Source organism: Vibrio scophthalmi, assembly GCF_040869025.1.
GTDB classification, from domain to species: Bacteria; Pseudomonadota; Gammaproteobacteria; order Enterobacterales; family Vibrionaceae; genus Vibrio; species Vibrio scophthalmi.
Map to the genome: position 1 here is coordinate 1,128,877 of NZ_CP134272.1, position 26,229 is coordinate 1,155,105.

Sequence of the window (26,229 nt, forward strand, 5' to 3'; positions counted from 1 at the left end):
GTTTACCAACTCCTTTACAGACGTTCTTTAAGTTCCGGGATAACTCGGTATATTGCTTCGTGAATCGCCGCTTTAAACTTTCCGTACCTTTCGTCTTCTTCATTTCTTTTCGCTAGAAGAAATATGAATTTGAGGTAATCTGAAAGTACCAATTCTGCTTGTTCTAGATCCTGTCTATCGATTGATTTTTTGGTGAATAAGGCTTCAACTTTATTGCCGCTTTCACGAATAAAGTGCTCATGGTAGCAGGTGTACAAAATCGTCAACTCCAGGCTAACCTCGGTTTCATACTGTTCTTTCATCCGCTCAACTTGATCAAACGGTGTTTTGGTTAGCTTAAAGCCAGTATCAATCCGATTCTCAATCGGACTAAATTTATCCTGTCTGGTACCAAAATAAATTGGGAGATCTAACTCATCAGGTAGCTGGAGGTATCCCATTGCCGCGGAAGTCAGTACGGCAGGAAGTTTTAATTCCAATTCTTCAGCTCGACTTGGCAGCATCAAATCAGGGAATTGAAAAGATTCACTGTGGCATTGATAAGCAATGAATTTTCCATCATTACTGATCATGGCCTTGTCATAATGAGATTTTAACGCCGACGTGACTGCTGCTTGACGAATTGGGAAATAAAAAGCCACCGTCAAAGCACTAATTTCATTCGGACATCGCTCCTCAGGGATAACTTTAATGAGGATTTCACCTTCATTGTTAGACAACATACCTTTGGCGCAGTTTTGTAGAGCATCACTAAATGAGGCCGGGACGTCTTGACAAGCTGGCAACAACAACAGGCGACGCTTTCTTGGCCCAGGCTTAGGGACATTTGGTCGAGGTTGCCCTGAGTCGAAAGAAACCATTGGACTTGATTTTTTGATCCAACCTTGGACAATTTTTTCTAAAGCCGGTGTTACTTCGTTAAACTCTTCATAGAGTTCTTTAACGATATTTCGACCAAAGAACGGCTTAAAGTCCGGATAATTTTCCACCACACTTGAGTGGAAAGTATGGCTATACTGTAACGTTTCCTTTCTAATCGTATTTGGAAAATCACCGCGTACTACGTTGGTTTTTTCATCCATAACCATATTGCGATTGTAGGCTTGGAACTCACGTCTATCGCCACGTAGTTCTTTGAGTTTCTCCCATATTGAGTTTCCATTGATCTCTAATTGAGTTTTATCTGTCACAAAATATTGTTGGATAGATTCGTTTATATCATCCCATTTCACCCAATCTTCGATGCCTGATGACTTATCTTTTTCAACGTTAAGATCCGTCAATAGGTTATCTCTCAATGTCACGATATTTAACTTAAATTGGCCAACCTCTTTTCGCAGTATACGCAGGCCATCAAGAAGCTCTGAACAGAAATCAGCACCATACTTGGCCGCTCTCTCATAAGTACGATTTGAATAGAAGTTTACGGACTCACTCTGGTACTGAGAAAATAGTCTTACGGCACTACCACTGACCTTATAACCGATTTGCCCTATTTTTCTAATTTCGTCTTTAATTGCGTTACGTTTACTTTGCGCCGCATTAGCCATTTTCTCGTAACCGCTGCCTCTTTTGCTAAAGTCGCTGCCATCACTTTCAATTCGCTCAATCAAAGAATCAACCATCTCAGGAAGATTATTTACGGTGTGATTATCGGCACTACACTCAATGCCATCCAACAACATTGCCTCAATGTGCTTTCTGACTCGAGTGGCTCTTTTATCCAACTCGACATGACTACCGTGATAACCGAAGTAGCGTTCAACACCACCTTGATCACCCAAAATACGAAAACCTTCACTCCAATACAGTTCTGCTTCGCGATTAAAGACCGTGATCCATTGCTGCATCTCTTTGTACGAATCCGCCTGCTTCGTCTCACGCTCGATGGCTTCTAGTTTGAGACGCCAGTCTTGCTGATAAGAGACAAAGTCCACTTCTTCTAGGTACTTAGTATCACCAACCGCTTTATCAAGCCATAGATCCCCTTTGCTCACTTCAAAACCTTTGACCGATTCTGAAATAACCGTCTTGGCATTAAAGGCCAAAGGATCGTCTAAGAAAGTTTTCACCCAGTTGTTATGCAGTAGCTGCAGCGTAAACTGTAAGCCTAAAGAAGAAGCTAATCGTTGACGAATCTTAGTCTCAGGAATTGAAACACGATGAACACCATAGGCACCATTCTTCATAGAGCGGACACCCGTAAATCCTTCATCCGTCGTTTCCGGGTTATCTTCATTGGATAGAGCCTGACGAATAGGATTCGGTAAGTCACCTAACTGCCTTACTGTTAATTGGAAAAGCAACTCGGCTGTACCATCAATTTGTTCCGGTAAACTAGCTCTTGTGCCTCTATCCGTTGTATCTGTTACCAAAAACAGAGACTTAAAGGTTTGCTTAAGGTCGTACTGATTCGTGTCGTCTACACCAGCGTCGACGGGTTTGATAGAAAGACGCTTGGAATGAGGAGGGTTACGAATATCCCATGGCTTGTATAGAGATCGATTAAAGGCGTTATATTCTTTTAGTGCCGCATATTGGTTGATATAAAATCGACCGGTATTTTTATCTCCAACGTCCGCAGCCGTCGTAAAAGCGTGCACATAAACAGTGGCCTTCCAAGACTGATTACCCAAATAGGACTGAAGTTGGGCAACGATATCAAGCATGGTGCCGCCACCTGTACCGGTCGCAATGCTGCCAGCGACGTGAATATCGACAACAAACTCGCCACCATTATCTGACAGTCTCTCTAAGCGATTCGCTACACCGTTAATAATATTATCAACATTGTCGCCACTCGCTAAAGCCAAACGGCCCAATCTTCGTAATTGATTACACCCACAATCAGGCTCAAGACCTACTGTTATATTGGTTAGAAAACCCTTTTCATCCTCTCGTCTTAACCAAGGAGAAACCCCAGTATAAAGATCGATATTTTGAGCCGTATCCATGACTGATGCGCTGCGCAGTAATACCTGTTCGCGCCCTGTTAAAGCAATGTCTTCCCCAAGACTAACCCACTCATCACGCTTTCCTTGGCCAGCGAGATCATCGGCATGAGAGTCAATGCTGAGCGTTGCAATTCGCGATGTATATCCACCATTGCCACCTTCCGCAAAGTGAAAGACGTCTGGAATTTGCTTATCTTCCTCTCCTCGAGCACGCCATTCGACATGAAGTTTCTTCTTCAATTCACGAACAACTTCACAGCCTGTTCCACCTACGCCGATTAGTAATGTGTTTTTTTGAGTCATCCTAGGTCTCCGGATAGTTTTTTGTATAAACTATAAATTTGGTTTAATTAAAAAGTTTAAAACTCTTCGTTTATTTTCCGTAACGCGCCCCAAGTAAGCAGAGCGGTAATAATGAGATTAATCAATATAAATACCAGAACTCCACATACACTTGCGATGAGCATAATTTTTCCAGCCTGTGCGACTAATTCATCAGAAATCTCGTTTCCTGCAATAGCAATAGCACTGGCCATTTCGTAATTTGGATTGTTTTCGAAGTTTTCTGACATATCCTGGAAAATTTCCTTCTTAGCCGAACCAGAACCAGCCGAAAGAATCCAACTCAAAATTGGCATCGTACTATCAAAATTATCCAAAGCACCTTCAAGGTAAGTATCAATAGCCATTAAGCGGGCTTGGTCGGATCGACCGGGTATCGTACTTCCGCCTATATCTGGGTGAGGATAGTCTGTGAAGTTTTCGAGCGAATGACCTTGTGAGTTTTTTAAAGATGCGACATTTTCGTAGGCATCTCTGAAAGTTTCATTGCGCCACTGTTGGTCAGCTATCAATGACAACTCCCAACCTTTAATAACAACTTTAACGACAGGTTCCGTAAACTGAAGTGAAAACAAAAGAATCACGGTAAAAAAAGTAGTTGCAAAAGAAATGACAGTTCCAAAAGCAAAACCGATACCAGCATCATAATCTGTATTTACATTTCTAACAATTAGCCCAATAACCCAGACCACTAAAATTGAAATAGTCACCGCTGCAGCGATACTAATATAAAACACCCTTCCCCCAAGATGCATTTGTATAATCAACTGAAATATCGTCATAAACAGATCAATTATCACATAGTCAGATTGAATCAACTTCTCTATAAAGTATTGTTCCATTTAATTACTATCCTATCGCCAACATGACAACGCAATCTTCACAACGCCAACAATCAAAAAAACCACACACAAAAACTTCAAGACGAAAATTCTCATCACAAGTTTTCACTTATTTAATGACAAAACTAAAACTATTTCGACTCAAAAATTAATTTAACTTTGATTTTAGAGCCATTATTTAAGCACAGTACTAGGGGATAGTTTAATCTTCATACGAAAGCATGAACTAGCTAAGTAGAATAATTACAAATGCGAAACACCCCAAGTTAATACATGCAACCTAGGCGAAAAACACATTATTATCGAGACTCAGATCATGAGGAGAAATTAAGTTAACTATCAATACTATTCATTATGTTTTTCAAGCAAAACACCTACCTTTGCTTAGTTGTAATTAAGACAAACATCGACCAAGAGTCTAATGAAAAACGGCTAATCACGAATCAACAAAAACTAGACATTGTAGTAAATAAAAATATTATCTCGCTAAACATGAACCATGCAGATACGCTAAGATCCCATCTAGAAAAATCTCCGACTCTATCTACAACTATTCTGCAAAAAACATTAAAAGAGGTAATGATGTTCGCTACGCAGGAGAATGATCCGATGGAACTAAACTAACGTACTTGTCGTGGAACTAGGGCAAAGTACTGAGGGATCCCCTCATAATTTCCCCAAAGCACAACCATGTTTGAATAGATTTTGAGCAAGCAGGGTTGCAGCCGCGAGCAAGTCTTCCCTCGTTATTGTGTAGCCAGAATGCCGCAAAACTTCCATCCCTAAGCGCACTGTTGAGAGTACATTTCGATTTTTGACAGTGTTAGCTTGGAAGTGCTTATCCCAACCTTGTTTCTGACCATGAACTCCAGCAAGCCAAAATGTCAGTTGAAGCATTAGGGCGATTAGCAGCATGATATCAAAGCGCTCTGAGCTGCTAGTTCGGCTATGACGGAGGCCTAAACCGTAGGCTGGGCTTTTCAAGTCTCGGAAGGTTTCTTCAATTTGCATACGCTTCGAGTAGAGCCTAACAAGTTGCTTTGGTGTTCGGATTTCAACGGGCAAGTTAGTCGCTAAAACCCATGGTTCTTTTGTCGAAGCGGAGTAGATTTTAGGTGACGGATGATGACAATTAGTCCGTGTCGAACGCTGATTTTTTCGGCCTTTAGGACGTGATTTATACAGTGCAATTTGACATGAAATTGGGTTGCTCTTAGTCAACCTCTTATAGCCTAAAGTCTTTGAGCGACTTGAGGATATGCTATGTAAGTTGCTGATAGGTTGCCAGTTTTCCGCACCTAAATCTGCATATTGCACTTTCCCTCTGACTCGACTTAACCAGTACCAACCTAGCTTTTCAACGGATTTATACCATGGCACTTTAAAGCCAGCATCACTGACAATGAGCGGTGTAGTGTTACTCGGTAGAATGCTTGCAAGGTCGGCTAGAAATTGGTCATGAGCCTTCTTTGAACATTGCTCTGAAAGCGGAAAGGCTTTCTCATAAAGAGTAATAGAACGACCATGTAGTGCCACCGAAGCCCGCAATACCATAAGCCGTTTTTGCTCACGAATATCAGACCAGTCAACAAGAACAATGGGCATCGAATTACCTGAACAGATAAAGCTGGCATGCCAACGGTATACAGCGAGTCGCTCTTTGTGCAAGTGACGATTACCTAACAATCTGTCGATTCGTTTGATGTTATGTTTTGTTCTGGCTTTCGTTGGCAGGTTACGACCAAGTTCGGTAAGAGTGAGCGTTTTACATTCAAGTAATGCGTGGCAAGCCAGCGTTAAACTGTTGAGTCGTTTTAAGTGCAATTCAGGGCAGAATTGGTAAAGAGAGTCGTGTAAAATATCGAGTTCGCACATCTTGTTGTCTGGTTATTGATTTTTCTCAGAACCATTTGATCACATGACAAGATGTGCATCTACCTTAAATTTATGATTTTTATCAAAATCATTAGGGGATTCCTCAGGGCAAAGTAACTTCTTAGGCTGAACCTGTTCTCAGATCACTTATCGATTCAGATCATAATTTATATAATTATTTCACAACTGGAATAAAGAATATTTCAGAGATGCCTATTATCCGCGGCCATTCAGTTATAAGTATCGATAAATCATAGCTTGTTCGAGTGATACCAAAAGTGAAAGGCTTACTTATTCATTATGTTGCTCTTAAACAGCAATACCAACTGAAGGCATGTCCGTTCGAGAGAATCGACAATCAAGTTAAGTTGATAATAAGGATGAGTTGTGGATATTGATATGCGAAATAGCTTTTTATGAAGATGAAAACAATTTACCTAGGCAGGCGGTAATGAACGCAAAAAAGCCCCGCTAAATGCGGGGCCTCGTTTATTAACTATCAAACAAGCCGTGCTTATTCGTCGTCCAAATCCACCAGCTTAGTACTGCCGCCGTGAACCTTTTCACGCTGACGTTGCACCATGGCATAGAAGCCAGGAATAAGTAACGTACCAGCAAGCAGTACGCACAACAGACCGCCAATCAGTGAAACACCCAGAGAGTTTTGGCTGATGTGTCCAGCACCAGAGGCGAAGATCAGAGGGAAAATTCCCAAGATAAACGACCATGATGTCATGTTAACCGCGCGGAAACGCAGCGTACCGCCCTTCACTGCCGCATCATCGATTGATGCTTCGTTATCTTCACGTTCCATCTTGGCAAACTCGACGATCAAGATAGCATTCTTTGCGGCGAGCGCTATCAAGAGAACCAAACCAATCTGCGCGTACAAGTTAAGTGGTGTTCCGGTTAAATTAAGCGCAAGGAATGAGCCAAATGTCGCCACAGGGACCACTAATATGATCGCTAAAGGAATACTCCAACTCTCATATTGAGCAACCATGAACAGATAGATAAAGATCAGCGCAAGTGCAAAGGCAAAGATCGCTTGGTTGCCGGCCAGAACTTCTTGGTACGCCATCCCGGTCCATTCATATTGGTAGCCTTGCGGGAGCATTTCAGCGGCTACACGTTCCATCGCTGCAATCGCATCGCCACTTGAGTAACCCGGTGCTGGCTGCCCTTGGATAACCGCACTACGGTACATGTTGTAACGCCATGCGACGTCAGGCTCAAAGATTTGCTCGTAGCTGACGAGAGTACTTAGCGGCACCATTTGACCCGATGACGAACGCACATGGAAACGCTCAAGATCTTCCATACCGCTACGATGCTCGGCATCGGCCTGCATGGTTACGCGGAAGTTCTTACCAAACATCGTAAAGTCATTAACGTACAATGACCCTAAGTTACCCTGTAGCGTTTGGAAAATGCTCGATAATGGCACACCAAGCTGCTGAGATTTTTCACGGTCAATATCCACATAGTAGTGTGGAACATTGGCGCGGAAGGTCGAGAAGGCAAAGCCAATTTCTGGCTGCTTTTTCGCTTCTTCAATCAACTGGTTCATCAAGATTGATAAATCAGTACGGCTTCGGCCAAGTGAGTCCTCTAATACAAACTCAAAACCAGATGCTGCGCCCATACCCGGTACCGCTGGTGGTCCCATCGCAAACACCACCGCCTGTGGCAACTGCATCGCCGCGCGGCCATTAATACGTTGTGCAATCGCGTTAGATGAATGATCACCATCCAAACCATTACGGGTTTCCCAGTCATGCAATTTGATAAACAGCGAAGCACCGTTAGAGGCAGCAGCGCCGGTCATAAACGCAAAACCGTTGGCTACCGTCACACCATCAACACCTGGCTCTTGCTCAACCATACCAATCAACTCTTCGGTCACTTCTTCGGTACGAGAAAGCGACGCTGAGTCAGGTAATTGCACGTTAACCAGTAATATACCTTTGTCTTCTTGTGGTACAAAAGCCGTAGAGGTGGTCTTAGCGAAGAAACCCACGGCCGCAAGAGCAACAAAAAAGAAGCCAACGAGCAGAACCGTCTTCTTAACTAAGAATCCAGCAATTTTGCCATAACGAGTGGTGATCGCTTCAAGACCATTGTTGAATGCTTGGAACCAACGAGCTGTATTGCCTCCACCTTGCTTTAAGACCAATGAACAGATTGCTGGCGATAATGTCAGCGCGTTGATTGATGAGATAACCACGGAGATACAGATTGTCAGCGCGAACTGTCGGTACATGATGCCCGTAATACCAGGTAGCATCGCCACTGGTAAGAACACCGCTAGTAGAACCAGCGTTGAAGTGATGATCGGGCCAGTTACCTCTTTCATCGCAAGTAATGTCGCTTTACGAGGTGAAATCGTCGGATCTTTTGCCATGGTGGTATCGACGTTTTCGATAACCAAGATCGCATCATCCACCACGATACCGATGGCCAAAATCAAACCAAATAGCGTCACAGTGTTGATTGTGAATCCCGTCATTTGCATCACTGCAAATGTCCCCACCAGTGAGACTGGAATCGCTACAACGGGGATCAAAGTCGCACGCGCACTGCCTAAGAATAGGTAGGTTACCGCTATAACCAGCAAGATCGCTTCAACTAAGGTTTTGACCACGCCTTTAATTGATTCCGCTACAAACACTGTCGTGTCATAACTGGTTTCGTAGGCCATTCCCTCAGGGAAATTCACACTGAGTTTATCCAGTAATGCCATCACCGCCTGTCCACTCTCTAACGCATTCGCGTCGGATTGCAGAGAAAGCGCCACAATAGAGGCATCTTGACCACGGAATTTGCCGCTACCATCGTAAAATTTCTTACCGAGTTCAACACGGGCGACATCTTGTAGATAAACCGTCGAGCCATCATTGTTGGCTCGAAGCACCACATGTTGAAACTCTTCTACTGATTCTAAACGCCCTTTCGTTACAAGGTTAAATTGTACTTCTTGTGCATTGTTGTATGGCGCAGCACCGACACGGCCTGCCGCCACTTGCACGTTTTGCTCTTTAAGCGCGGCATGTACATCAGTAGTGGTGATCTTTAAGTTGGCCATTTTTTCAGGATCAAGCCAAACACGCATGGCATATTCGCCGCCACCGATCACGTTTACTTCACTGATGCCCGTCACACGCGCCAATTGATCTTTTACATTTAAATTAATGTAGTTAATCAAGAATTGGTCATCATAGTGACCTCGAGGATCATAGAAGTTCAGTACCATTAGGAGGTCGGGTGAACGCTTTTTCACCGTAATACCGGCCATACGAACTTCTTGCGGCAACTTAGATTCAATCTGCGCCACACGATTTTGTACGTTAACCTGCGCCATATCAGGATCAGTGCCTACATCAAACGTGACGTTAAGGCTATAGGAACCATCGTTAGCACTTTTAGAAGACATATAAATCATATCTTCTACGCCGTTTACAGCAGATTCCAACGGATCGGCAATCGCTTGTTCAACAACTTCCGCACTTGCCCCCGTGTAATAGGCTGAAACGCTCACTGACGGTGGACTGATTTTCGGATACTCAGCAATAGGTAGCACAGCAAGCGCGATCGCCCCAGCTAAGGTGAGTATGATAGAAATGACCAGCGCAAACTTAGGGCGCTGGATAAAGAAACGACTTAGCATCTAGCCCCCGATTACTGTTCAGCAGGTGATTCGATACGCACCGGCACACCGTTACGAATACGCTGTAGCCCCTGAGTGATCACCACTTCCTCGCCGTTGAGACCGTTTTTGATCACGATGCCTTGCTCTAATTGGCGACCCAACTCAACATTGCGACGTTCCGCGACATTACCCTCAGCAACCAACATAACGAAGTGACCTTCTAAGTCCGTTTGAACCGCACGGCGCGGTACTACTAAAACGTCCGTCGGCGCTTTTTCACGCAATTCGACGCGGACATGCTGTCCTGGGAGTAAGCGATAATCTGGATTTGGTACGATAGCACGCATCGCTAACGTCCCGGTTGCAAGATCAATTCGGTTACCAAGAAAATCAAGCGAACCTAGATGACCAAACGGCTGTCCATTTTCTAGAATGACCTGCACTTCAACCGCATCGGCATTTTCACTACCATCACCTTTGACACTATCCATCCCCATCTCTAGGCGCTCACGCTCACTAACACTAAACATGGTATGCACAGGGTCAAGACTGACTAACGTCGTTAAGATGCCAGATTGAGGAGAGACAAGATCGCCAGTACTTACTTTGCTAGAGCTAATTCGCCCAGCGAAAGGCGCTTTAATTTGAGTATAAGAAAGGGTGACTTCTGCTAATTTTAATTGTGCTTGCGACGATTCCACTAAGGCTTCTGCGCCAAGCAATTGCGCGGTCAAGTTATCAAATTCAGATTGAGAAATACTGCCTTTCGGCAAAAGGTTTTTACCACGATTAAAATCTAACTGTGCCTTCTTAAGGTTAGCATTGGCTTGAGCAACACTGGCTTTGGCAGCAGCCAACTGTGCTTCAAATGAAGAAGGTTCAATAGAATAAAGTAGCTGTCCAGCTTCAACCATTTGCCCTTCATCGAAATGACGTTCTTTTAGATAACCTGAAACTTGGGCGGTAATATTGGTGTCTTCAACCGCTTGAACACGGCCAATATAAGACTTACTTTGTTGATGAGAGGTACTAAGAACGGGCTCAGCTGCGACTAAAGAGGACGGTGGTTGTTTTGAGGCGTTGTCGGACTCACCACAACCCACTAATACCAGTGAGCTCAGGATCACCGAGGCCAAAATTGTTTTTTTCATGGTCAATACCGTTAGATAAGTGGCTATAATTACAGTAACTTACCCAACGGTACATGGTTTAATGTCCGAACAACATCAAGACCGCGCTTTGAATTTGTTTCAATCTGTTTCTGCGGTAGAGATCAAACTATTTGATAGAATATTCAATAACTGTTTTGGCGAAGACCAAGTGTAGACCAATTCAGGTACTTGATTGCCGCAAGGCGCGTCCCACAACCTCTCTAGTGAATTCTCGCCACCAAGATGTTCATAGAAATCGACCGCTTGGCCATTTTTAGCCATCACTTCTAGATAGACGCCAGTATCAGAAAAGTGTTGATCAATCCATTTAGCCGTTTCGGCGATTAACTTCGCCCCTAAACCTTGGCCACGATAGCGACCATCAATATGCAATGCATCGATAATCGTCCCTTTGTCATAGTCATGATTACCGAAAGCACAGATAAATCCACACAATTGGCCATCATCCTCTGCAATCAACACATGCTGATTAAAAGGTGGGTTTATAAGACGAGTTTGCCAGATAACCAGACGGTCATCGATAACGTCATGATCGAGGTAGTTTGCCCCTAATATCCCTTGATAATAGGTCTGCCAACTTTGCGCGTGCAAATGCGCAATACGTTCGTAGTCTTTATATTCAGCTACTTTAATTTCCATTGCTAGTTCCTTATTACTTCCTGTAAGGATTCCGTTCCTTATCCATACTATGCACTGAGGGATCCCCTCATAATTTCCCCAAAGCACAACCATGTTTGAATAGATTTTGAGCAAGCAGGGTTGCAGCCGCGAGCAAGTCTTCCCTCGTTATTGTGTAGCCAGAATGCCGCAAAACTTCCATCCCTAAGCGCACTGTTGAGAGTACATTTCGATTTTTGACAGTGTTAGCTTGGAAGTGCTTATCCCAACCTTGTTTCTGACCATGAACTCCAGCAAGCCAAAATGTCAGTTGAAGCATTAGGGCGATTAGCAGCATGATATCAAAGCGCTCTGAGCTGCTAGTTCGGCTATGACGGAGGCCTAAACCGTAGGCTGGGCTTTTCAAGTCTCGGAAGGTTTCTTCAATTTGCATACGCTTCGAGTAGAGCCTAACAAGTTGCTTTGGTGTTCGGATTTCAACGGGCAAGTTAGTCGCTAAAACCCATGGTTCTTTTGTCGAAGCGGAGTAGATTTTAGGTGACGGATGATGACAATTAGTCCGTGTCGAACGCTGATTTTTTCGGCCTTTAGGACGTGATTTATACAGTGCAATTTGACATGAAATTGGGTTGCTCTTAGTCAACCTCTTATAGCCTAAAGTCTTTGAGCGACTTGAGGATATGCTATGTAAGTTGCTGATAGGTTGCCAGTTTTCCGCACCTAAATCTGCATATTGCACTTTCCCTCTGACTCGACTTAACCAGTACCAACCTAGCTTTTCAACGGATTTATACCATGGCACTTTAAAGCCAGCATCACTGACAATGAGCGGTGTAGTGTTACTCGGTAGAATGCTTGCAAGGTCGGCTAGAAATTGGTCATGAGCCTTCTTTGAACATTGCTCTGAAAGCGGAAAGGCTTTCTCATAAAGAGTAATAGAACGACCATGTAGTGCCACCGAAGCCCGCAATACCATAAGCCGTTTTTGCTCACGAATATCAGACCAGTCAACAAGAACAATGGGCATCGAATTACCTGAACAGATAAAGCTGGCATGCCAACGGTATACAGCGAGTCGCTCTTTGTGCAAGTGACGATTACCTAACAATCTGTCGATTCGTTTGATGTTATGTTTTGTTCTGGCTTTCGTTGGCAGGTTACGACCAAGTTCGGTAAGAGTGAGCGTTTTACATTCAAGTAATGCGTGGCAAGCCAGCGTTAAACTGTTGAGTCGTTTTAAGTGCAATTCAGGGCAGAATTGGTAAAGAGAGTCGTGTAAAATATCGAGTTCGCACATCTTGTTGTCTGGTTATTGATTTTTCTCAGAACCATTTGATCACATGACAAGATGTGCATCTACCTTAAATTTATGATTTTTATCAAAATCATTAGGGGATTCCTCAGTACTATGCATTAACAGGCGAAAAGCAAAACATTCTAAAACAATTTACCATCACAATTTGAAACAACAGTGATTTGACTTACACGTGTACGCTGATAATCTAGCGCACAACTGTTCGCTAAAAGGATATTTTAATGCGTCACTCTGTCAAACCACCCATAATCTGGCTTAATGTGTTGTTATTCCTCACTACATTTATCGCCGCAATTATTGCCGTACCTTGGTATGGTATGGTGCAGGGTTATCAAGCTGAGCACTGGTTATGGTTACTGGTTGCATTTTCGTTCTGTAACCTTTCTATTACTGCTGGCTATCACCGTTTGTGGTCACACAAAACTTATCAAGCCCACCCTGCTTTGCGGGTAATTTTTGCTATTGGTGGTGCTTTCGCACTGCAAAACAGCGCTTTACATTGGAGCTCTGACCATCGAATTCATCACAAGCACGTCGACAAGAACGACGTAGATCCATACTCAGCCAAACGTGGTCTGTGGTTTTCTCATATTGGCTGGATGCTGAGACACTACAACAAAGAGAGCTACCACGATTACGGTAACTGCCGTGATTTACAAAAAGACTGGGTCGTAATGTGGCAACACAAATATTACTTATTACTCGCCATCGCGACCAATATCGGCATTCCGCTGGCGCTTGGTCTTATTTATCACGACATCGCGGGCATGTTATTGATTGTTGGCGTATTACGTTTAGTCCTAAGCCACCATACGACATTTTTTATCAACTCATTGGCACACGTATGGGGATCTCAACCTTACACAGACAAAAACACGGCACGTGACAACGGAATTCTCGCAGTGCTGACCTTTGGTGAGGGCTACCATAACTTCCATCACATCTTTGAAAATGATTATCGTAATGGTATTTATTGGTGGCAATATGATCCGACTAAATGGTTCATTAAGAGCTCACAATGGTTAGGACTTGCCGATAAATTACGTACTACTCCCAAACTAAAAATTGAGCAAGCTAAAGCGAAACAAGCATTGAAGAAAGCACTTGAAAAAATTGAAGATCGCCCTGACATGCAACACCTTAAGCAAGCGCTAAACGACGAGTTTGAATTGTTAGTTGGTAAAATAAAAGACTATTACGAGCTGAAACGACAGCTGGTGGAACATAAACGCAGCGGACTGGTGGCTAAATATGAGCACTCTTTGCTTTTGATTCGCTATCGTCAAATTAAAGCTGAGCGCAAAGCGCTGCAGAAGAACTGGCAACTGATGTTAACCCATTGCTACTAGACAACGAGTACGTTTAAAAACACGAAGGAGCGATTTTCGCTCCTTCGTGTTTTCAGTGAGCATCGTCACACTGATAAGCTGAGAACTCATTGCTATTCTCGTGTCATTAATAGCAATTTTGGAAATAGTGAACATCATTTATCGTCATAAGCACAAAGCTAAATTCGGTTAACCCTCTGAAAAATAATGAATCCTTCCTTTCCTAGTAAAACCATACCCTTTCTTTGATCCTATGCTGATAACATCTCGCTAGCTCATCCCCACAATTGTTATTACACTGTGAAGCGGAACAAAGTTGATCATTGTATATTTGCGGCGAGACAAGGAAGTCTATGAATAACCAAGCGTTAATTGAAAAATTCATTCGTATTATTGGCACTGAAAACGTGTTGACTCATGAAAAGAAAACGGAATATTACCGCTCTGGCTTTCGCTCTGGTCAGGGCAAGGCACTGGCTGTATTGTTCCCTAATTCATTAGTTGAGCAATGGCAGCTACTGCAAGCTGCGGTGGCTGCCAACTGCATCATTATTATGCAGGCAGCAAAAACCGGTTTAACCGAAGGCTCTGCCCCCAGTGGCGATGATTACGATCGCGAAGTGGTGGTCATCAATATTACTCGTATTAAAACGCTGCATTTAATTAATGATGGCGCGCAAATTATTAGCCTACCTGGTGTCAGTCTTCACCAGTTGGATAAGCGTTTAAAATCGGTCAATCGAGCTCCCCACTCTGTGATCGGGTCTTCGACGATCGGCGCGACAGTCGTTGGCGGCATTGCCAATAACTCAGGTGGCGCCCTAGTGAAAAGAGGCCCCGCCTACACGGAACTAGCGCTTTTCGCCCGCGTCACTAAAGAAGGTCAATTAGAGCTCGTTAATCACCTTGGCATCAACGATCTTGGTGAAACACCGGAGCAAATCCTCGCGAATGTTGAACAGGGAAATTTTGCCGCAAGCTCAATCGAAACCGGGGATGCAATGGCTTCTGATCATGAATATGAACAACGCGTTCGTGATATTAATGCCGAAACCCCATCACGCTTTAATGCTGACTCACGTAGGCTTTTTGAGTCCAGTGGTTGTGCTGGCAAACTGGCGGTGTTTGCTGTCCGAGTTGATACCTATCCGATACCCAGCAAAGAACAACTTTTTTATATCGGATGTAACGATGCAGACAAACTGACCACACTGCGCCGCGATATGCTGAGTCAATTCGAAAACCTGCCTGAGATGGGTGAATACATGCATCGTGATATTTTCAATTTGGCGGAAAAATACGGTAAAGATGTATTCTTGTCTATTCACCATTTAGGCACTGACAATTTACCTATACCGAATCAACTTGAAGATGCAGGCTTGAGAACCTGAAAATTATCATTAATTCGAGATGCCAAAGAGCCTGCGATCTCTGGAAGTGTCACAGTAAAAAATTGGTCTATTGCCGCCTTGAAGTCCCGTTTACTTTTGAAGTAAACGTTGTTCCTCGACTTCTCATTCATTACTTTCCAAAGCCGCTCTATTGGGTTGAGGTTTGGGCTGTAAGGTGGAAGATAATGCAGCTCAATATTAAGGACAAATGCCGCATCTCTGACCAAGTCACTACGGTGATATCCCGCACCATCTAAGATGATATGAAGCTTATGAGCTAACGGATAACTCTCTCTTAACTTACAGAAAAAACGAACTATCGTTTCACTGTTAATGCTCTCATAATCATCAACAATAGTAGCTCCGATATCTGACAGGTTCAGTGCGCCAAGAATGTTCAATCGACAGCGATTTCCCGTTGTTTCAATCACTTTATCTTGACCAGTTCGTATCCAGCCATGAGATATTTTTGTTGATAGGGTTGGGTGAACAGCATCGATAAAGACTATCGATTCATCCTCGCCACAACTTGCCTTTAGCGCTTCGTAAGCATCAATGAAAGCTTGTTGTTTTGCTTCATCAAACTTATGTGGAACGCCTTTCGGTTGCTTGTAGCTAAAACCGTTATGGTGAAGCCATTTGTTCATACCAGAGACAGTGTAATCAAGTCCAAAAGTCTCTTTAACGTAGGCGACAATTTGATGAGTATGAGGATAGGTTTTCTCAGTCAAATGCTCGATTAGGTGCATGGTTTGAGTTGCAGAAAGCTTGCTTTGACTTCCGCCATTTTCAGGCTTAAGTTTTTCAGAAAGAACGTAGTCGCTAAGGTGACGTGCAACGGTGGATTCATGAATCCGAAGAGCTTGTGAAATCATAGTCTGATTCCAGCCTTCAGAAGCCAGCAAAACAGCCTTAATACGGTCGCAAACTCGACTATCACGTTCAATATCGTGCATTTGTTCGAGTTGCAGTTTCTGTTGAGGAGTCAGTGTAATTTTCATGGTTCGTAGCATGATCCTGATTCTAAAGAAAATCAAGCATCTTCAATGATCACAGGTATAAGTTCTTTTCACTCAAGGCGAAAGTCGAGTCCATACTAAAACGGGTTCCATTTGTCTCTAACGACCTGCCTGATCTTGCGCTCTATTGGCTCAGTAAATTATTCCCCCAGCATTTGCCAGCCAGAATGTTGCAATTCAGAGACCAATACCAGCACCATTTGATTTTAAAAATGAGTGATGATGGTATTCGAGAAGCGAAACAGTACCTTGAGAATGTGTGGTCAGAGCAAGAAGAATGCGATTATTTTGAATGTACCGCCGATGAGGGCAAAAAAGCCTTACTACATCGCTTTGCCGCGGCAGGAGCTGCAATTCGATATGAAGCCGTACATTCTAATGAAGTGGAAGATATCTTAGCACTGGATATTGCCTTACGACGTAACGACATTGATTGGGTCGAACAACTGCCAGAAGAGATCACCAATGAATTGGTGGTCGGACTCTATTATGGCCACTTTATGTGTCATGTCTTCCATCAAGACTACATTTTCAAAAAAGGCACTGATACAAAGAAAATGAAAGCACTGATGTTAAAACTGCTCACCGAAAAAGGGGCAAAATACCCCGCGGAGCATAATGTCGGGCATCTCTATGAAGCAGAACAGCAACTACAAGAATTTTATCACTCGCTCGACCCAACCAACACCTTCAACCCGGGTATCGGCAAGATGAGCAAATTCAAACGTAACTGTAATTGCTGTTAACTATACAGGGTTCATTTAGTAGATATTATCCACCAAATGAACAGCGAGCTAGTTAGAACAAGGAGTTATCGCCTAGTGCATTCCGTACCGGGCTTACTCGCGTGCTTAAAATCGAAAACCCGCCCCGACAAAGAAATTGCTGTTATCGCTAAACTCTTCATCTGCTTTTTTGTAGCCTGCTTTTAGATGAAAAAACGGTAGAAGATATCGAACTTCGCCACCATAGACGATACCAGAGCCTATCTGTTGAGTGAACTTATGCAAACCAACAATTGGTGACACATACACTGACCGCCCTAGATGAAAAGAAGGTTTGATATTTACACCATATGAATAAGTATCATCATTATAACGGCTGTATTCCAGTTCATAGCCAAAATCTAACACATTGTCTGCCTTGAACTGAAAGCCATATAGAATCGACCCCTTTGTTTCATTTAGAAAAGAGTCAACATCTAGATAAAGGTAATCACTTGCTATTGCTGGCGTGCTCATGCCCAAGAAGCTGATTAAAAGCCATTTTTTCATTACTTCATAAATCCATATTTTCGTAGCTCTTCCATCGACATGTAATGCATGTCGTTTGCAGACGCAGCCTCAAGAGTAAACCAATAGAAATCGCGGTTGACACCAATATCGGTGTAATAATCGAGATAGCGATTGTGTTCTTGATGATCTCTAGGTAAATCTTTACCTTCTAAATCCACGCCCGCAGACCAGCTATGCACACCGATTTTTGCCCCCGGCTCGACGGTACGGTTCACACCAGCCAAAAATAGGTCAGTACCACCTGATGCAATGTGACCAGTTTTGGCAATATAGCTGTCTAATCCGTACTCTCTTATCCTATAAGCCAGATCGATGTTAGTCTCATCATCGGCAGAACCATCAATGCTCTCGAAAACAAGCATCTGAATGTGTGGATGCTGCGATATCATGTTTTCAAAAGCATCAAGCGATCCGTCACATACAACACCTGAAAGATAAGCAGTGTCATTTTTAATCTTAAATGTTAGAGCTTCATCGCCATCAAGGCTAAACGAGCATTGTGACTGATAAACAGAATCATACTGAGGCGCTGCACAGCCAAAGAGTACTAAGAGACCACCGCTAATTAGAGCGCTTTTCATCATAATTAAAGCCCTAACCAACCTTTGATGGTATCGCCGTCAACTACGATGACATCTTTATCCGCGCTAACTTCACTCTGGTCCGTGGTTTGCACATTTGCTTTATTGAAAGCTTTTTCACGGTCACGCCAATTAGGATCGTGAATGATCATAGGGACAGGAGTGTTAGATGCATCGCGTCGAGTTCGTTCATCACGAGCCTTGTATTGACACGTTGCAGATTCCCAATCTTTTCCGCGCATCTGCATTTCCGTGCGAGCGTCTAGTTTAGACATTTCATCCACACCGTTGTACGCGATATCACACAGTTCAAATTCATTCGCTTCGACTAATTTCACATTGTGGTATTTGAGACTGCCACAACCAGCAAGTATTACGACTGACGCTGTAAGTAAAAATAGTTTTTCCATTATAAGAACACCTCATTGATTCAAACGCTTATGGTAACTTGATAGGATTAACTTGCCGACTTCGAGCAAGAAGGCATACCCTCGCAAAATAACGTGAACGAAAGTCTAAGATGAATCGAACGACCAAAATGGCAATTCACATTCAAGTGATCGTGTGCACGTTTTGATGAAAGTTAACATAAAACAACATCTTATTTATGAGACGCACGTAACAACCAATAACCCAAGAAAAACCATGACTGCATAGATATGCAATTTAAGAAACTATGCCGTCAAGATTTAATCGTCTAAATGGGATTCATTTTCTGACTTGATTGGATACGTTACCAATCATAGGGTTAGCGATTGTTTATTGAGATAGAATATAGATAGACAAAACATGCATAAGCATCATAACGAGAAAATGACTAAATTACGTTTTGTTGCAATGCTGGATTACAGTTAGGGAAGTGTTCGAAAGCAGATAAACGAAAGGCTCCCCCAATGACACAAAAACGACATTGAATAGAGCCTTCATAAATGACACATCCAATTAAGTGACGTGTTTAAGGTACCGAATAGGATTACTTCATGATGCGCGCTTTAAACGCTTTACCTTTGATCTTGCCGTTTTGCAGCTGCTTCAAGGCACGATTTGCGACTGATTTTTCCACCGCAACGTAAGAAACCATCGCTAGAATATTAATCTTACCGATGCATTTACCATCGATACCCGCTTCTTTGGTCAAAGAACCAAGGATATCACCTGCGCGTACTTTCAGTTTTTTACCACCAAGAATTTGAATCGTTGTCATTGCCGCATCAAACGGTTCACCCGCTGGGCGGTGAGGTAACGCTTCAGGCGCAATTTCAATGTCCATGTACTCTTCAATCAAAGCCGTACGGTAGCCATCTTTGTCGCTGTAGAAGCTAAATGCTTGACCTTTTGAACCTGCGCGGCCAGTACGACCAATGCGGTGCACGTGTACTTCAGGATCGCGTGACAATTCAAAGTTAAATACCGCATCAAGGTTATCAACATCCAGACCGCGCGCAGCAACATCGGTCGCAACAAGAATGGAGATACTCTTGTTTGCAAACATGGTTAATGCTTGATCGCGTTCACGCTGCTCTAAATCACCGTGAAGTTCTGTAACACTAAAGCCACGATTGTGCAGTTCGTCAGCAACCGCCATTACTTCTTTCTTGGTGTTACAGAAGATCACTGATGATTCTGGGCGGTGCGCCATCAGCAACGTTTCTAATGCTTCGTCACGATCTTCCGTTGCATTGATTTTGTAGAAGTGCTGTTCAATGGTCGAAGTTTGGTGAGTTGATTCCACTTTAACCAGTTGTGGCGCCTTCATGATGCGAGAAGCAATCGCCTCGATCTCTTTCGGGAAAGTCGCACTAAACAGAAGAGTTTGGCGCTGAGTAGGCGTTTGATCGATAATCGCATCAAGCGCATCTTGGAAGCCCATGTCTAACATGCGATCTGCTTCATCCAGCACCAAAGTATTTAACTCTGACAAGTCAATACGATCGCGGCTAAGGTGATCAAGAATACGACCCGGAGTACCAACTAAAATATGCGCGCCATGTTCCAGAGAACCAATTTGCGGCCCCATTGGCATACCACCACACAACGTCAGCACTTTAATGTTATGAATACCACGCGCTAGAGTACGGATCTCTTTCGCTACTTGGTCAGCCAATTCGCGAGTTGGACACAGAACTAAAGATTGCACACGAAAACGTTTCACCTTTAGGTTTGAAAGCAAACCCAGCGCAAACGTCGCCGTTTTACCTGAACCGGTTTTACCTTGACCAATCACATCTTTACCTTCAAGAACGATAGGCAAGCTTTGTGCTTGGATTGGGGTCATTTGAGTGTAGCCCAATGAATCAAGGGTCGTTAGCAGCTCAGGCTGTAGTGGCAAAGATTTAAATGAATCGGTCAAAACTTATACTCGTCGTTTGTGTCTCTATGCACAGAGCATAGATGGAAAATAGCAAAATAAAAAAACCGCCTCTCTAGAAGCGGTTTTTACAAAAAAGTCGTCTACCCTAAGGTTAACGTAATCCGTGCAAAAACTCGGCGCGCGTCGCTGGGATAGATTTGAATATCCCGCCAAGTGCCGTAGTGGTCGTTTGGCTAGTCGCGTCCATAACACCGCGCGATTTCACGCAGTAGTGCGTTGCATCAATGGTTACCGCCACATCATCAGACTCAAGCAAGGTTTGCAGCGCAACCAGAATCTGTTGAGTCAAACGCTCTTGCACTTGTGGGCGCTGAGCAAAGAAACGCACGATACGGTTTATTTTTGACAAACCAATGATTTTTCCGCGTGGAATATAAGCCACTGCGGCCTTACCATCGATCGTCACTAGGTGATGTTCACAAGTGCTGGTTAAGGTGATGTCTTTAACACGAACCATTTCGCTGACATTCATCTTATTTTCAATCACGGTAATTTTTGGAAAGTTTTGGTAGTCAAGACCAGAAAAAATCTCATCCACATACATTTTTGCAATGCGGTGCGGCGTTTCTTCTAAACTGTCGTCCGTAAGGTCAAGATCAAGCAGAGAAAGAATTTCTCTCATATGATGTTGAATCTTTTCCTTTTTTTCTTCACGACTAAATTGGCTAGGCACCATTGGTGTCTCTAATCCACGGCTTTCAAGTGCATCTTTTACTAACAATGCAGACTCGCTAAGACCTGACATTCCACTTCCTCATATTACTCCTTGCGGATGGCTGACAAGGATACTCGGATTTTTTAATAATTACACCCATATTTTAACTAGGGGGACTATTCTGCGAACGATTCAACGCCACGGTACGCTTAGTGTCACGGCGAATTTGTGGTAGAGTTAGCCAAAACTATAACGAGATTAGGAATGACACCATGGGTTGCTGTGACGCTCCTGGCTTGATGCCAATTGAAGACGCGATGGAAAAAATGCTATCACGCATTGAACCACTGCAAAATACTTTAGAATTACCGCTTGCAGACGCACTGGGTTTTGTTCTTGCACAAGACATTCTTTCGCCTATTTTTGTTCCCCCATTCGACAATTCAGCGATGGATGGTTATGCGGTACGCATTGCTGATTTAGCGCACTCAAACACGCTACCGATGGTAGGGAAATCTTTTGCTGGTCAACCTTTTGTTGGTGAATGGCCGCAAAGAACTTGTATTCGTATTATGACCGGAGCGCAGATCCCTACCGGCTGTGATGCGGTGATCATGCAAGAAAACACGCAAGTGACCGACGCTGGTATCGTTTTTGCTGAAGAAAATGTCAAACCACAAAACAATATCCGCCCAACTGGTGATGATATTAAGCAAGGTGATGTGGTTTTGGCCAAAGGCGCTCGTTTATCCCCGCGTGATATTCCAATGATTGCTTCACTGGGTATTAACCACATCAGCGTTATTCGCAAGCCGAAAGTTGCGTTCTTCTCGACCGGCGATGAGTTAAAGCCGCTCGGTGAGCCGCTTGAAGCTGGCCAAATTTACGACAGTAACCGCTACGGAATAAAACCATTAATTGAGAATTTTGGTTGTGAAGCGATTGATCTCGGTATCATTCCTGACTGTCCACAAACATTGAAAGAGACCTTTGAAAAAGCGCAATCACTGGCCGATGTTGTCGTGACGTCTGGTGGCGTGAGCGTTGGCGAAGCTGACTACACCAAAGATATTCTTGAAGAACTTGGAGAAATTGGTTTTTGGAAACTGGCTATCAAACCGGGTAAACCCTTTGCGTTTGGTGCTCTTTCTTCTGCGTGGTTCTGTGGCTTGCCTGGTAATCCTGTTTCTGCCGTGTTAACCATGTATGTATTGGTTCAGCCAATGCTGGCAAAACTGGCTGGTCATAGTGAATGGCAAGCGCCGCAGTCCATTCCGGCCATCACAAAAACAGGTTTCAAGAAAGCCCCGGGGCGTACCGATTATCAACGTGGTATTTATTCACTTGAGAATGGGCAGTTTGTGGTGGAAACCACTGGTAACCAAAGCTCTGGCGCATTCCGCTCTATGAGCTTGGCCAACTGCTTTGTGGTGCTTGAGCGCGAGCGCGGCCGCGTTGAAGCGGGCGAGACAGTACAAATTCAACTGTTTAACTCAACGTTATACTAGAGGTCACCGTGGAGATCTTATCTGATCAAGAGATGCTGCGTTACAATCGCCAAATCGTACTAAATCAATTTGATTTTGACGGTCAAGAAGCACTCAAGCAAGCGTCCATTTTGATTCTCGGTGCCGGTGGTTTAGGTTGTGCATCAAGCCAATACCTGGCTACGGCAGGTGTGGGTAAGTTAACTCTGATTGATGATGACGTGGTCGAACTGTCAAATCTACAACGACAGGTTCTGCACTATGATGCCGATATCGGCAAAAAGAAAGTGGCATCAGCAGCGCAATCTTTGGTGTTGCTGAATCCGCACATCGAGATAGCGACCATAGATAAACGCTTGAGTGATGATGAGCTATCGATACTTATCCAAAGCCATAGCTTAGTGTTGGATGCATCCGATAACGTCGACACACGTAATCAGCTTAATCGCTTGTGTTATCAACATAAAACACCGTTGATTTCTGGCGCAGCAATCCGAATGGAAGGCCAGATCAGCGTCTTTACTTATCAAGATGAACAAGCTCCTTGTTATCAGTGTTTAAGTAGTTTGTTTGGTGGTGGCGCTCTAAGTTGCGTTGAAGCCGGCGTAATGGCACCAGTAGTGGGCATTATTGGTGCAATGCAGGCTATGGAAGCGATTAAGGTAATTGCTAACTATGGCTCGCCTAAACAAGGCAAAGTGTTAATTCTTGATGCTATGACGATGTCTTGGCGCGATATGAATTTGATGAAAATACCTACATGCTCAGTGTGCGGTCCTAAATAAGGCTGTTGTAAGATAATAAGGAGATGTCGGTTATGGATAACCCTAAATATTTTCTTGCCGCCCTACTCGCAGCATTAGTACTGTTACTTGCGCTATTGTGGTTCAATTCTGACAGCAATAGCCAAGTAACCACCGTCCCAATAATCGAATCGACACTGACTCAATCTCTCGATGGCCAAAGGCGATTCTTAACACTTGATTTGGGTGAAGGTAATACTCACGTTATATCTGTACCAATAAGCGTACAATGCAACCTGCAAGAGCTCGCTCAAATTGAGATTGCAACAGACCGACTTGGTCATGTCAGTTACCACTTTATCTCTTGCCACTAGGAGGCAACGTGACGTTACGTGTATCCACTCCCCTTGTATCTGCGAAATGGCTCTATCAGCATAGCAGCGATCAAAACTTGATTATCTTAGATGCCAGTATCGATTTTCAAATTCCATCTGAAACTGAAAAAGACAAAGAGAACCTGATCCCGCAGTCAATTCGTTTCGACTACGATAAATGTTTTTGTGATCCTGACGTGGCACTTCCTCACATGATGCCAAGCGAAGCACGCTTTAATCAGCTTGCGCGACAAATCGGCCTAAACAACGAATCGACTATCGTTGTCTACGACAACAGCGGTACCTTCGCTTCTCCACGCGCGTGGTGGATGCTAAAAGCCATGGGACATCACAACGTATTTGTTCTTGATGGCGGTCTTACGGAGTGGAAGCGTTGTGGTTACCCAACGACAACTTGCTACCGCGATACACCTGTCGGCAATTTCAATGGCAAATTGGATCCTAACTACCTTGTCTCTGCGCAATACGTTGAGCAACAAATTGGTAATAACAGTAGCTTAACGGTTGATGCTCGTGGCAAGGCGCGTTTTCTTGGTCAAACGCCTGAACCACGTGCAGGTGTTCGCAGTGGTCACATTCCAAATTCTGTTTGCCTGCCCTTTGCCGAGCTGATCGATGGCCACAAACTCAAAACCGCTGAGCAGCTAATCCCACTGATGGAAAACACGCTTGTGGCGGGAAAGGAAGAGTACCTATTTAGTTGCGGATCGGGTGTCACTGCATGCATTGTTTTACTGGCAGCCACACTCACTGGCTATGAAACTAAACAGCTTCGAGTGTACGACGGGTCATGGACTGAATGGGGCAGCAATTATCGCTTTCCGATTGAATAAGTCTTGCTTACAAACAAAACATTAAAAAGAAAATCCCCGCATGCGGGGATTTTTTTCATCATCTATTTAAGGCCTTCATTCATAGCGTCAACGAGCTCCCCTGTTGGATCCCCCGATAACTCCCATGTAAAGATCCCACCGAGGTTCGCGCTCTTAGCCCATGCCGCTTTAGCTTTGATTGAACGTTCGTCTTCAAATGAGATAAAGACTTTTTTGTCCGGGTTCCATAAATATGGAGCTTGAGCTTCCTCGTCGTATTTATACACGTAGCCTTGCTTCTCACCATAGTTTTTTATGAGATCCCAAAACATAAAGTAGCCATTTTCACCCGTACCAAATGGCGCACCGCCGGCAGACTGCAATTCACCCGTTGGTAATTCACCATCATAATCTTTAGTACCTTCCCAGCCACGACCGTAAAATGCAGCACCAATTACCAATTTTTCCGGAGGAATACCTTGCTCAATCATCTGATTAATAAAAACATCTGACCCCATACCCCACCAGCTACGAGCTGTTGCGTGTAGGTTCGTGGTATGGCCCGTTTGCACGCCCCAACCACCTAAGTAGTCATAAGTCATCGCAAACATATTGGTAAGGTATTGGCTAGCTGAATTCCAATCGATTTGAGCCGCCTTCGCCCCAACACCGACTGCTGTAGACAATTCGTACTCGCGCCCTGTTTTAGCTTCAAGTTTATCGAGATCGCTGCGCATTACTTTAACCAAATAGGTAAAGGCCGCACGTTCGCTAAGCATCTCTTCATCACTTAACTTCGTATCTGGATTCCAAGGAGAGGTCGTTAAGCCACCACCACCTGGATATTCCCAATCTAAATCAATACCGTCAAAGAACTCATATTTTGCTATCAATTCTGCTGCAGTTTTCGAGAACTGATCCATCGCTTTTGGATCCTTAGCCATTGCATGGAAAGGTTCCGACATTGTCCAACCGCCAAAAGAAGGAAGAATTTTGATTTTCGGGTGGTCAGCTTTTAATTGTGCTAGCTGCGCGAAATGACCTTTATAAGGGACGTCAACTTTTACTGGGCCAAAATCCATTTCCAACCCGGATTTATAATCAACCACAATTGCGGTGTAAGGGTCTTTTCCTTCACATTGGGTTGCGACTAATTCTTGGATTTCAGCAGAAGCGCCGGTATGAGGGCCACACATGCTTAAAAAGGCGTAGATGATATGAGTCAGATTTTCCGCCGGAATATCTTTAACTGCATAAGGATTTTGTGGATTATCGTATTGCCAATCGGCAAAATAACCCGCAACAACTTTGTCACTAGCATTAGCTGCAAACGCAAGTGAACTCGCGATAGCTGCCACGATCAAGGAACGTTTCATTATTATTCT

19 protein-coding genes and 2 pseudogenes are annotated in these 26,229 nt (G+C 43.8%); 7 read left to right on the forward strand and 14 right to left on the reverse strand.

Annotated elements, in window-relative coordinates:
* Positions 1-14 precede the first annotated feature (14 nt).
* From RJD38_RS20045 to RJD38_RS20075, 7 genes are all read right to left on the reverse strand, one after another.
* Positions 15-3,257 carry a tubulin-like doman-containing protein gene (locus tag RJD38_RS20045; protein ID WP_065546305.1) on the reverse strand — a complete coding sequence of 1,081 codons (3,243 nt, stop codon included), beginning with the start codon at positions 3,255-3,257 and terminating at the stop codon, positions 15-17.
* 56 nt (positions 3,258-3,313) lie between these two features.
* Positions 3,314-4,138: a hypothetical protein gene (locus RJD38_RS20050; RefSeq protein WP_065546306.1), complete on the reverse strand. Its 825-nt coding sequence runs from the start codon at positions 4,136-4,138 to the stop codon at positions 3,314-3,316.
* 666 nt (positions 4,139-4,804) lie between these two features.
* Complete coding sequence (locus tag RJD38_RS20055; protein ID WP_032073033.1) at positions 4,805-6,013, reverse strand: IS4 family transposase; 1,209 nt, start codon at positions 6,011-6,013, stop codon at positions 4,805-4,807.
* A 514-nt stretch (positions 6,014-6,527) separates the two neighbouring features.
* Positions 6,528-9,680 carry an efflux RND transporter permease subunit gene (locus RJD38_RS20060; RefSeq protein ID WP_065546308.1) on the reverse strand — a complete coding sequence of 1,051 codons (3,153 nt, stop codon included), beginning with the start codon at positions 9,678-9,680 and terminating at the stop codon, positions 6,528-6,530.
* Positions 9,681-9,691: 11 nt separating this feature from the next.
* A complete protein-coding gene (locus RJD38_RS20065; protein WP_009386336.1) occupies positions 9,692-10,813 on the reverse strand; it encodes an efflux RND transporter periplasmic adaptor subunit in 1,122 nt (373 codons plus the stop codon).
* A gap of 99 nt (positions 10,814-10,912) precedes the next feature.
* Positions 10,913-11,473 carry a GNAT family N-acetyltransferase gene (locus RJD38_RS20070; RefSeq protein WP_065546309.1) on the reverse strand — a complete coding sequence of 187 codons (561 nt, stop codon included), beginning with the start codon at positions 11,471-11,473 and terminating at the stop codon, positions 10,913-10,915.
* A gap of 67 nt (positions 11,474-11,540) precedes the next feature.
* Positions 11,541-12,749: an IS4 family transposase gene (locus RJD38_RS20075; protein WP_032073033.1), complete on the reverse strand. Its 1,209-nt coding sequence runs from the start codon at positions 12,747-12,749 to the stop codon at positions 11,541-11,543.
* A gap of 239 nt (positions 12,750-12,988) precedes the next feature.
* On the opposite strand from RJD38_RS20075, the gene RJD38_RS20080 reads away from it, so the two are divergent.
* Both RJD38_RS20080 and dld read left to right on the forward strand, forming a co-directional pair.
* On the forward strand, positions 12,989-14,116 hold the full coding sequence (locus RJD38_RS20080) for an acyl-CoA desaturase (protein WP_065546310.1): 1,128 nt from the start codon (positions 12,989-12,991) through the stop codon (positions 14,114-14,116).
* 332 nt (positions 14,117-14,448) lie between these two features.
* Positions 14,449-15,447 (forward strand): annotated as a pseudogene (gene dld / locus RJD38_RS20085) (D-lactate dehydrogenase); the annotation flags it as partial.
* Between the two features lie 8 nt (positions 15,448-15,455).
* On the opposite strand, the gene RJD38_RS20090 reads toward dld, so the two are convergent.
* A complete protein-coding gene (locus tag RJD38_RS20090; protein ID WP_175422461.1) occupies positions 15,456-16,487 on the reverse strand; it encodes an IS630 family transposase in 1,032 nt (343 codons plus the stop codon).
* A 59-nt stretch (positions 16,488-16,546) separates the two neighbouring features.
* Between RJD38_RS20090 and RJD38_RS20095 the strand changes: the two are divergent.
* Positions 16,547-17,251, forward strand: a pseudogene (locus RJD38_RS20095) (D-lactate dehydrogenase); the annotation flags it as partial.
* A 105-nt stretch (positions 17,252-17,356) separates the two neighbouring features.
* Here RJD38_RS20095 and RJD38_RS20100 read toward each other — a convergent pair.
* From RJD38_RS20100 to folE, 5 genes are all read right to left on the reverse strand, one after another.
* Positions 17,357-17,779 (reverse strand): hypothetical protein, encoded by a 423-nt coding sequence (locus RJD38_RS20100; RefSeq protein WP_005599491.1) that lies wholly within the window; start codon positions 17,777-17,779, stop codon positions 17,357-17,359.
* On the reverse strand, positions 17,779-18,384 hold the full coding sequence (locus tag RJD38_RS20105) for an alpha/beta hydrolase (protein ID WP_065546312.1): 606 nt from the start codon (positions 18,382-18,384) through the stop codon (positions 17,779-17,781). The genes RJD38_RS20100 and RJD38_RS20105 overlap by 1 nt, the downstream gene beginning before the upstream one ends.
* A gap of 2 nt (positions 18,385-18,386) precedes the next feature.
* On the reverse strand, positions 18,387-18,791 hold the full coding sequence (locus RJD38_RS20110; RefSeq protein WP_065546313.1) for a hypothetical protein: 405 nt from the start codon (positions 18,789-18,791) through the stop codon (positions 18,387-18,389).
* A gap of 563 nt (positions 18,792-19,354) precedes the next feature.
* On the reverse strand, positions 19,355-20,731 hold the full coding sequence (gene dbpA / locus RJD38_RS20115; RefSeq protein WP_005599494.1) for an ATP-dependent RNA helicase DbpA: 1,377 nt from the start codon (positions 20,729-20,731) through the stop codon (positions 19,355-19,357).
* Positions 20,732-20,843: 112 nt separating this feature from the next.
* Positions 20,844-21,497: a GTP cyclohydrolase I FolE gene (gene folE, locus RJD38_RS20120; protein ID WP_005599495.1), complete on the reverse strand. Its 654-nt coding sequence runs from the start codon at positions 21,495-21,497 to the stop codon at positions 20,844-20,846.
* Between the two features lie 182 nt (positions 21,498-21,679).
* On the opposite strand from folE, the gene moeA reads away from it, so the two are divergent.
* From moeA to RJD38_RS20140, 4 genes are read left to right on the forward strand one after another with little or no spacing between them, the layout of a single operon-like run.
* Positions 21,680-22,915: a molybdopterin molybdotransferase MoeA gene (moeA, locus tag RJD38_RS20125; protein ID WP_065546314.1), complete on the forward strand. Its 1,236-nt coding sequence runs from the start codon at positions 21,680-21,682 to the stop codon at positions 22,913-22,915.
* 8 nt (positions 22,916-22,923) lie between these two features.
* Positions 22,924-23,679, forward strand: a complete 756-nt coding sequence (gene moeB / locus RJD38_RS20130; RefSeq protein ID WP_065546315.1) for a molybdopterin-synthase adenylyltransferase MoeB — start codon at positions 22,924-22,926, stop codon at positions 23,677-23,679.
* Between the two features lie 32 nt (positions 23,680-23,711).
* A complete protein-coding gene (locus tag RJD38_RS20135) occupies positions 23,712-24,011 on the forward strand; it encodes a hypothetical protein (RefSeq protein WP_065546316.1) in 300 nt (99 codons plus the stop codon).
* A gap of 8 nt (positions 24,012-24,019) precedes the next feature.
* A complete protein-coding gene (locus RJD38_RS20140) occupies positions 24,020-24,865 on the forward strand; it encodes a sulfurtransferase (RefSeq protein ID WP_065546317.1) in 846 nt (281 codons plus the stop codon).
* 62 nt (positions 24,866-24,927) lie between these two features.
* On the opposite strand, the gene RJD38_RS20145 is transcribed toward RJD38_RS20140, so the two are convergent.
* Positions 24,928-26,220 carry a glycoside hydrolase family 18 protein gene (locus RJD38_RS20145; protein ID WP_065546318.1) on the reverse strand — a complete coding sequence of 431 codons (1,293 nt, stop codon included), beginning with the start codon at positions 26,218-26,220 and terminating at the stop codon, positions 24,928-24,930.
* Positions 26,221-26,229: the final 9 nt, after the last annotated feature.

What these genes read in the sequence shown, in the direction of transcription:
- RJD38_RS20065 (WP_009386336.1), bottom strand. Translation starts at nt 10,813, where the DNA reads ATGAAAAAAACAATTTTGGCCTCGGTGATCCTGAGCTCACTGGTATTA.
- RJD38_RS20100 (WP_005599491.1), bottom strand. Translation starts at nt 17,779, where the DNA reads ATGAAAAAATGGCTTTTAATCAGCTTCTTGGGCATGAGCACGCCAGCA.
- moeA (WP_065546314.1), top strand. Translation starts at nt 21,680, where the DNA reads ATGGGTTGCTGTGACGCTCCTGGCTTGATGCCAATTGAAGACGCGATG.
- RJD38_RS20060 (WP_065546308.1), bottom strand. Translation starts at nt 9,680, where the DNA reads ATGCTAAGTCGTTTCTTTATCCAGCGCCCTAAGTTTGCGCTGGTCATT.
- RJD38_RS20110 (WP_065546313.1), bottom strand. Translation starts at nt 18,791, where the DNA reads ATGGAAAAACTATTTTTACTTACAGCGTCAGTCGTAATACTTGCTGGT.
- RJD38_RS20105 (WP_065546312.1), bottom strand. Translation starts at nt 18,384, where the DNA reads ATGATGAAAAGCGCTCTAATTAGCGGTGGTCTCTTAGTACTCTTTGGC.
- folE (WP_005599495.1), bottom strand. Translation starts at nt 21,497, where the DNA reads ATGTCAGGTCTTAGCGAGTCTGCATTGTTAGTAAAAGATGCACTTGAA.
- RJD38_RS20080 (WP_065546310.1), top strand. Translation starts at nt 12,989, where the DNA reads ATGCGTCACTCTGTCAAACCACCCATAATCTGGCTTAATGTGTTGTTA.
- RJD38_RS20045 (WP_065546305.1), bottom strand. Translation starts at nt 3,257, where the DNA reads ATGACTCAAAAAAACACATTACTAATCGGCGTAGGTGGAACAGGCTGT.
- RJD38_RS20090 (WP_175422461.1), bottom strand. Translation starts at nt 16,487, where the DNA reads ATGAAAATTACACTGACTCCTCAACAGAAACTGCAACTCGAACAAATG.
- RJD38_RS20055 (WP_032073033.1), bottom strand. Translation starts at nt 6,013, where the DNA reads ATGTGCGAACTCGATATTTTACACGACTCTCTTTACCAATTCTGCCCT.
- RJD38_RS20135 (WP_065546316.1), top strand. Translation starts at nt 23,712, where the DNA reads ATGGATAACCCTAAATATTTTCTTGCCGCCCTACTCGCAGCATTAGTA.
- RJD38_RS20145 (WP_065546318.1), bottom strand. Translation starts at nt 26,220, where the DNA reads ATGAAACGTTCCTTGATCGTGGCAGCTATCGCGAGTTCACTTGCGTTT.
- RJD38_RS20075 (WP_032073033.1), bottom strand. Translation starts at nt 12,749, where the DNA reads ATGTGCGAACTCGATATTTTACACGACTCTCTTTACCAATTCTGCCCT.
- RJD38_RS20070 (WP_065546309.1), bottom strand. Translation starts at nt 11,473, where the DNA reads ATGGAAATTAAAGTAGCTGAATATAAAGACTACGAACGTATTGCGCAT.
- RJD38_RS20050 (WP_065546306.1), bottom strand. Translation starts at nt 4,138, where the DNA reads ATGGAACAATACTTTATAGAGAAGTTGATTCAATCTGACTATGTGATA.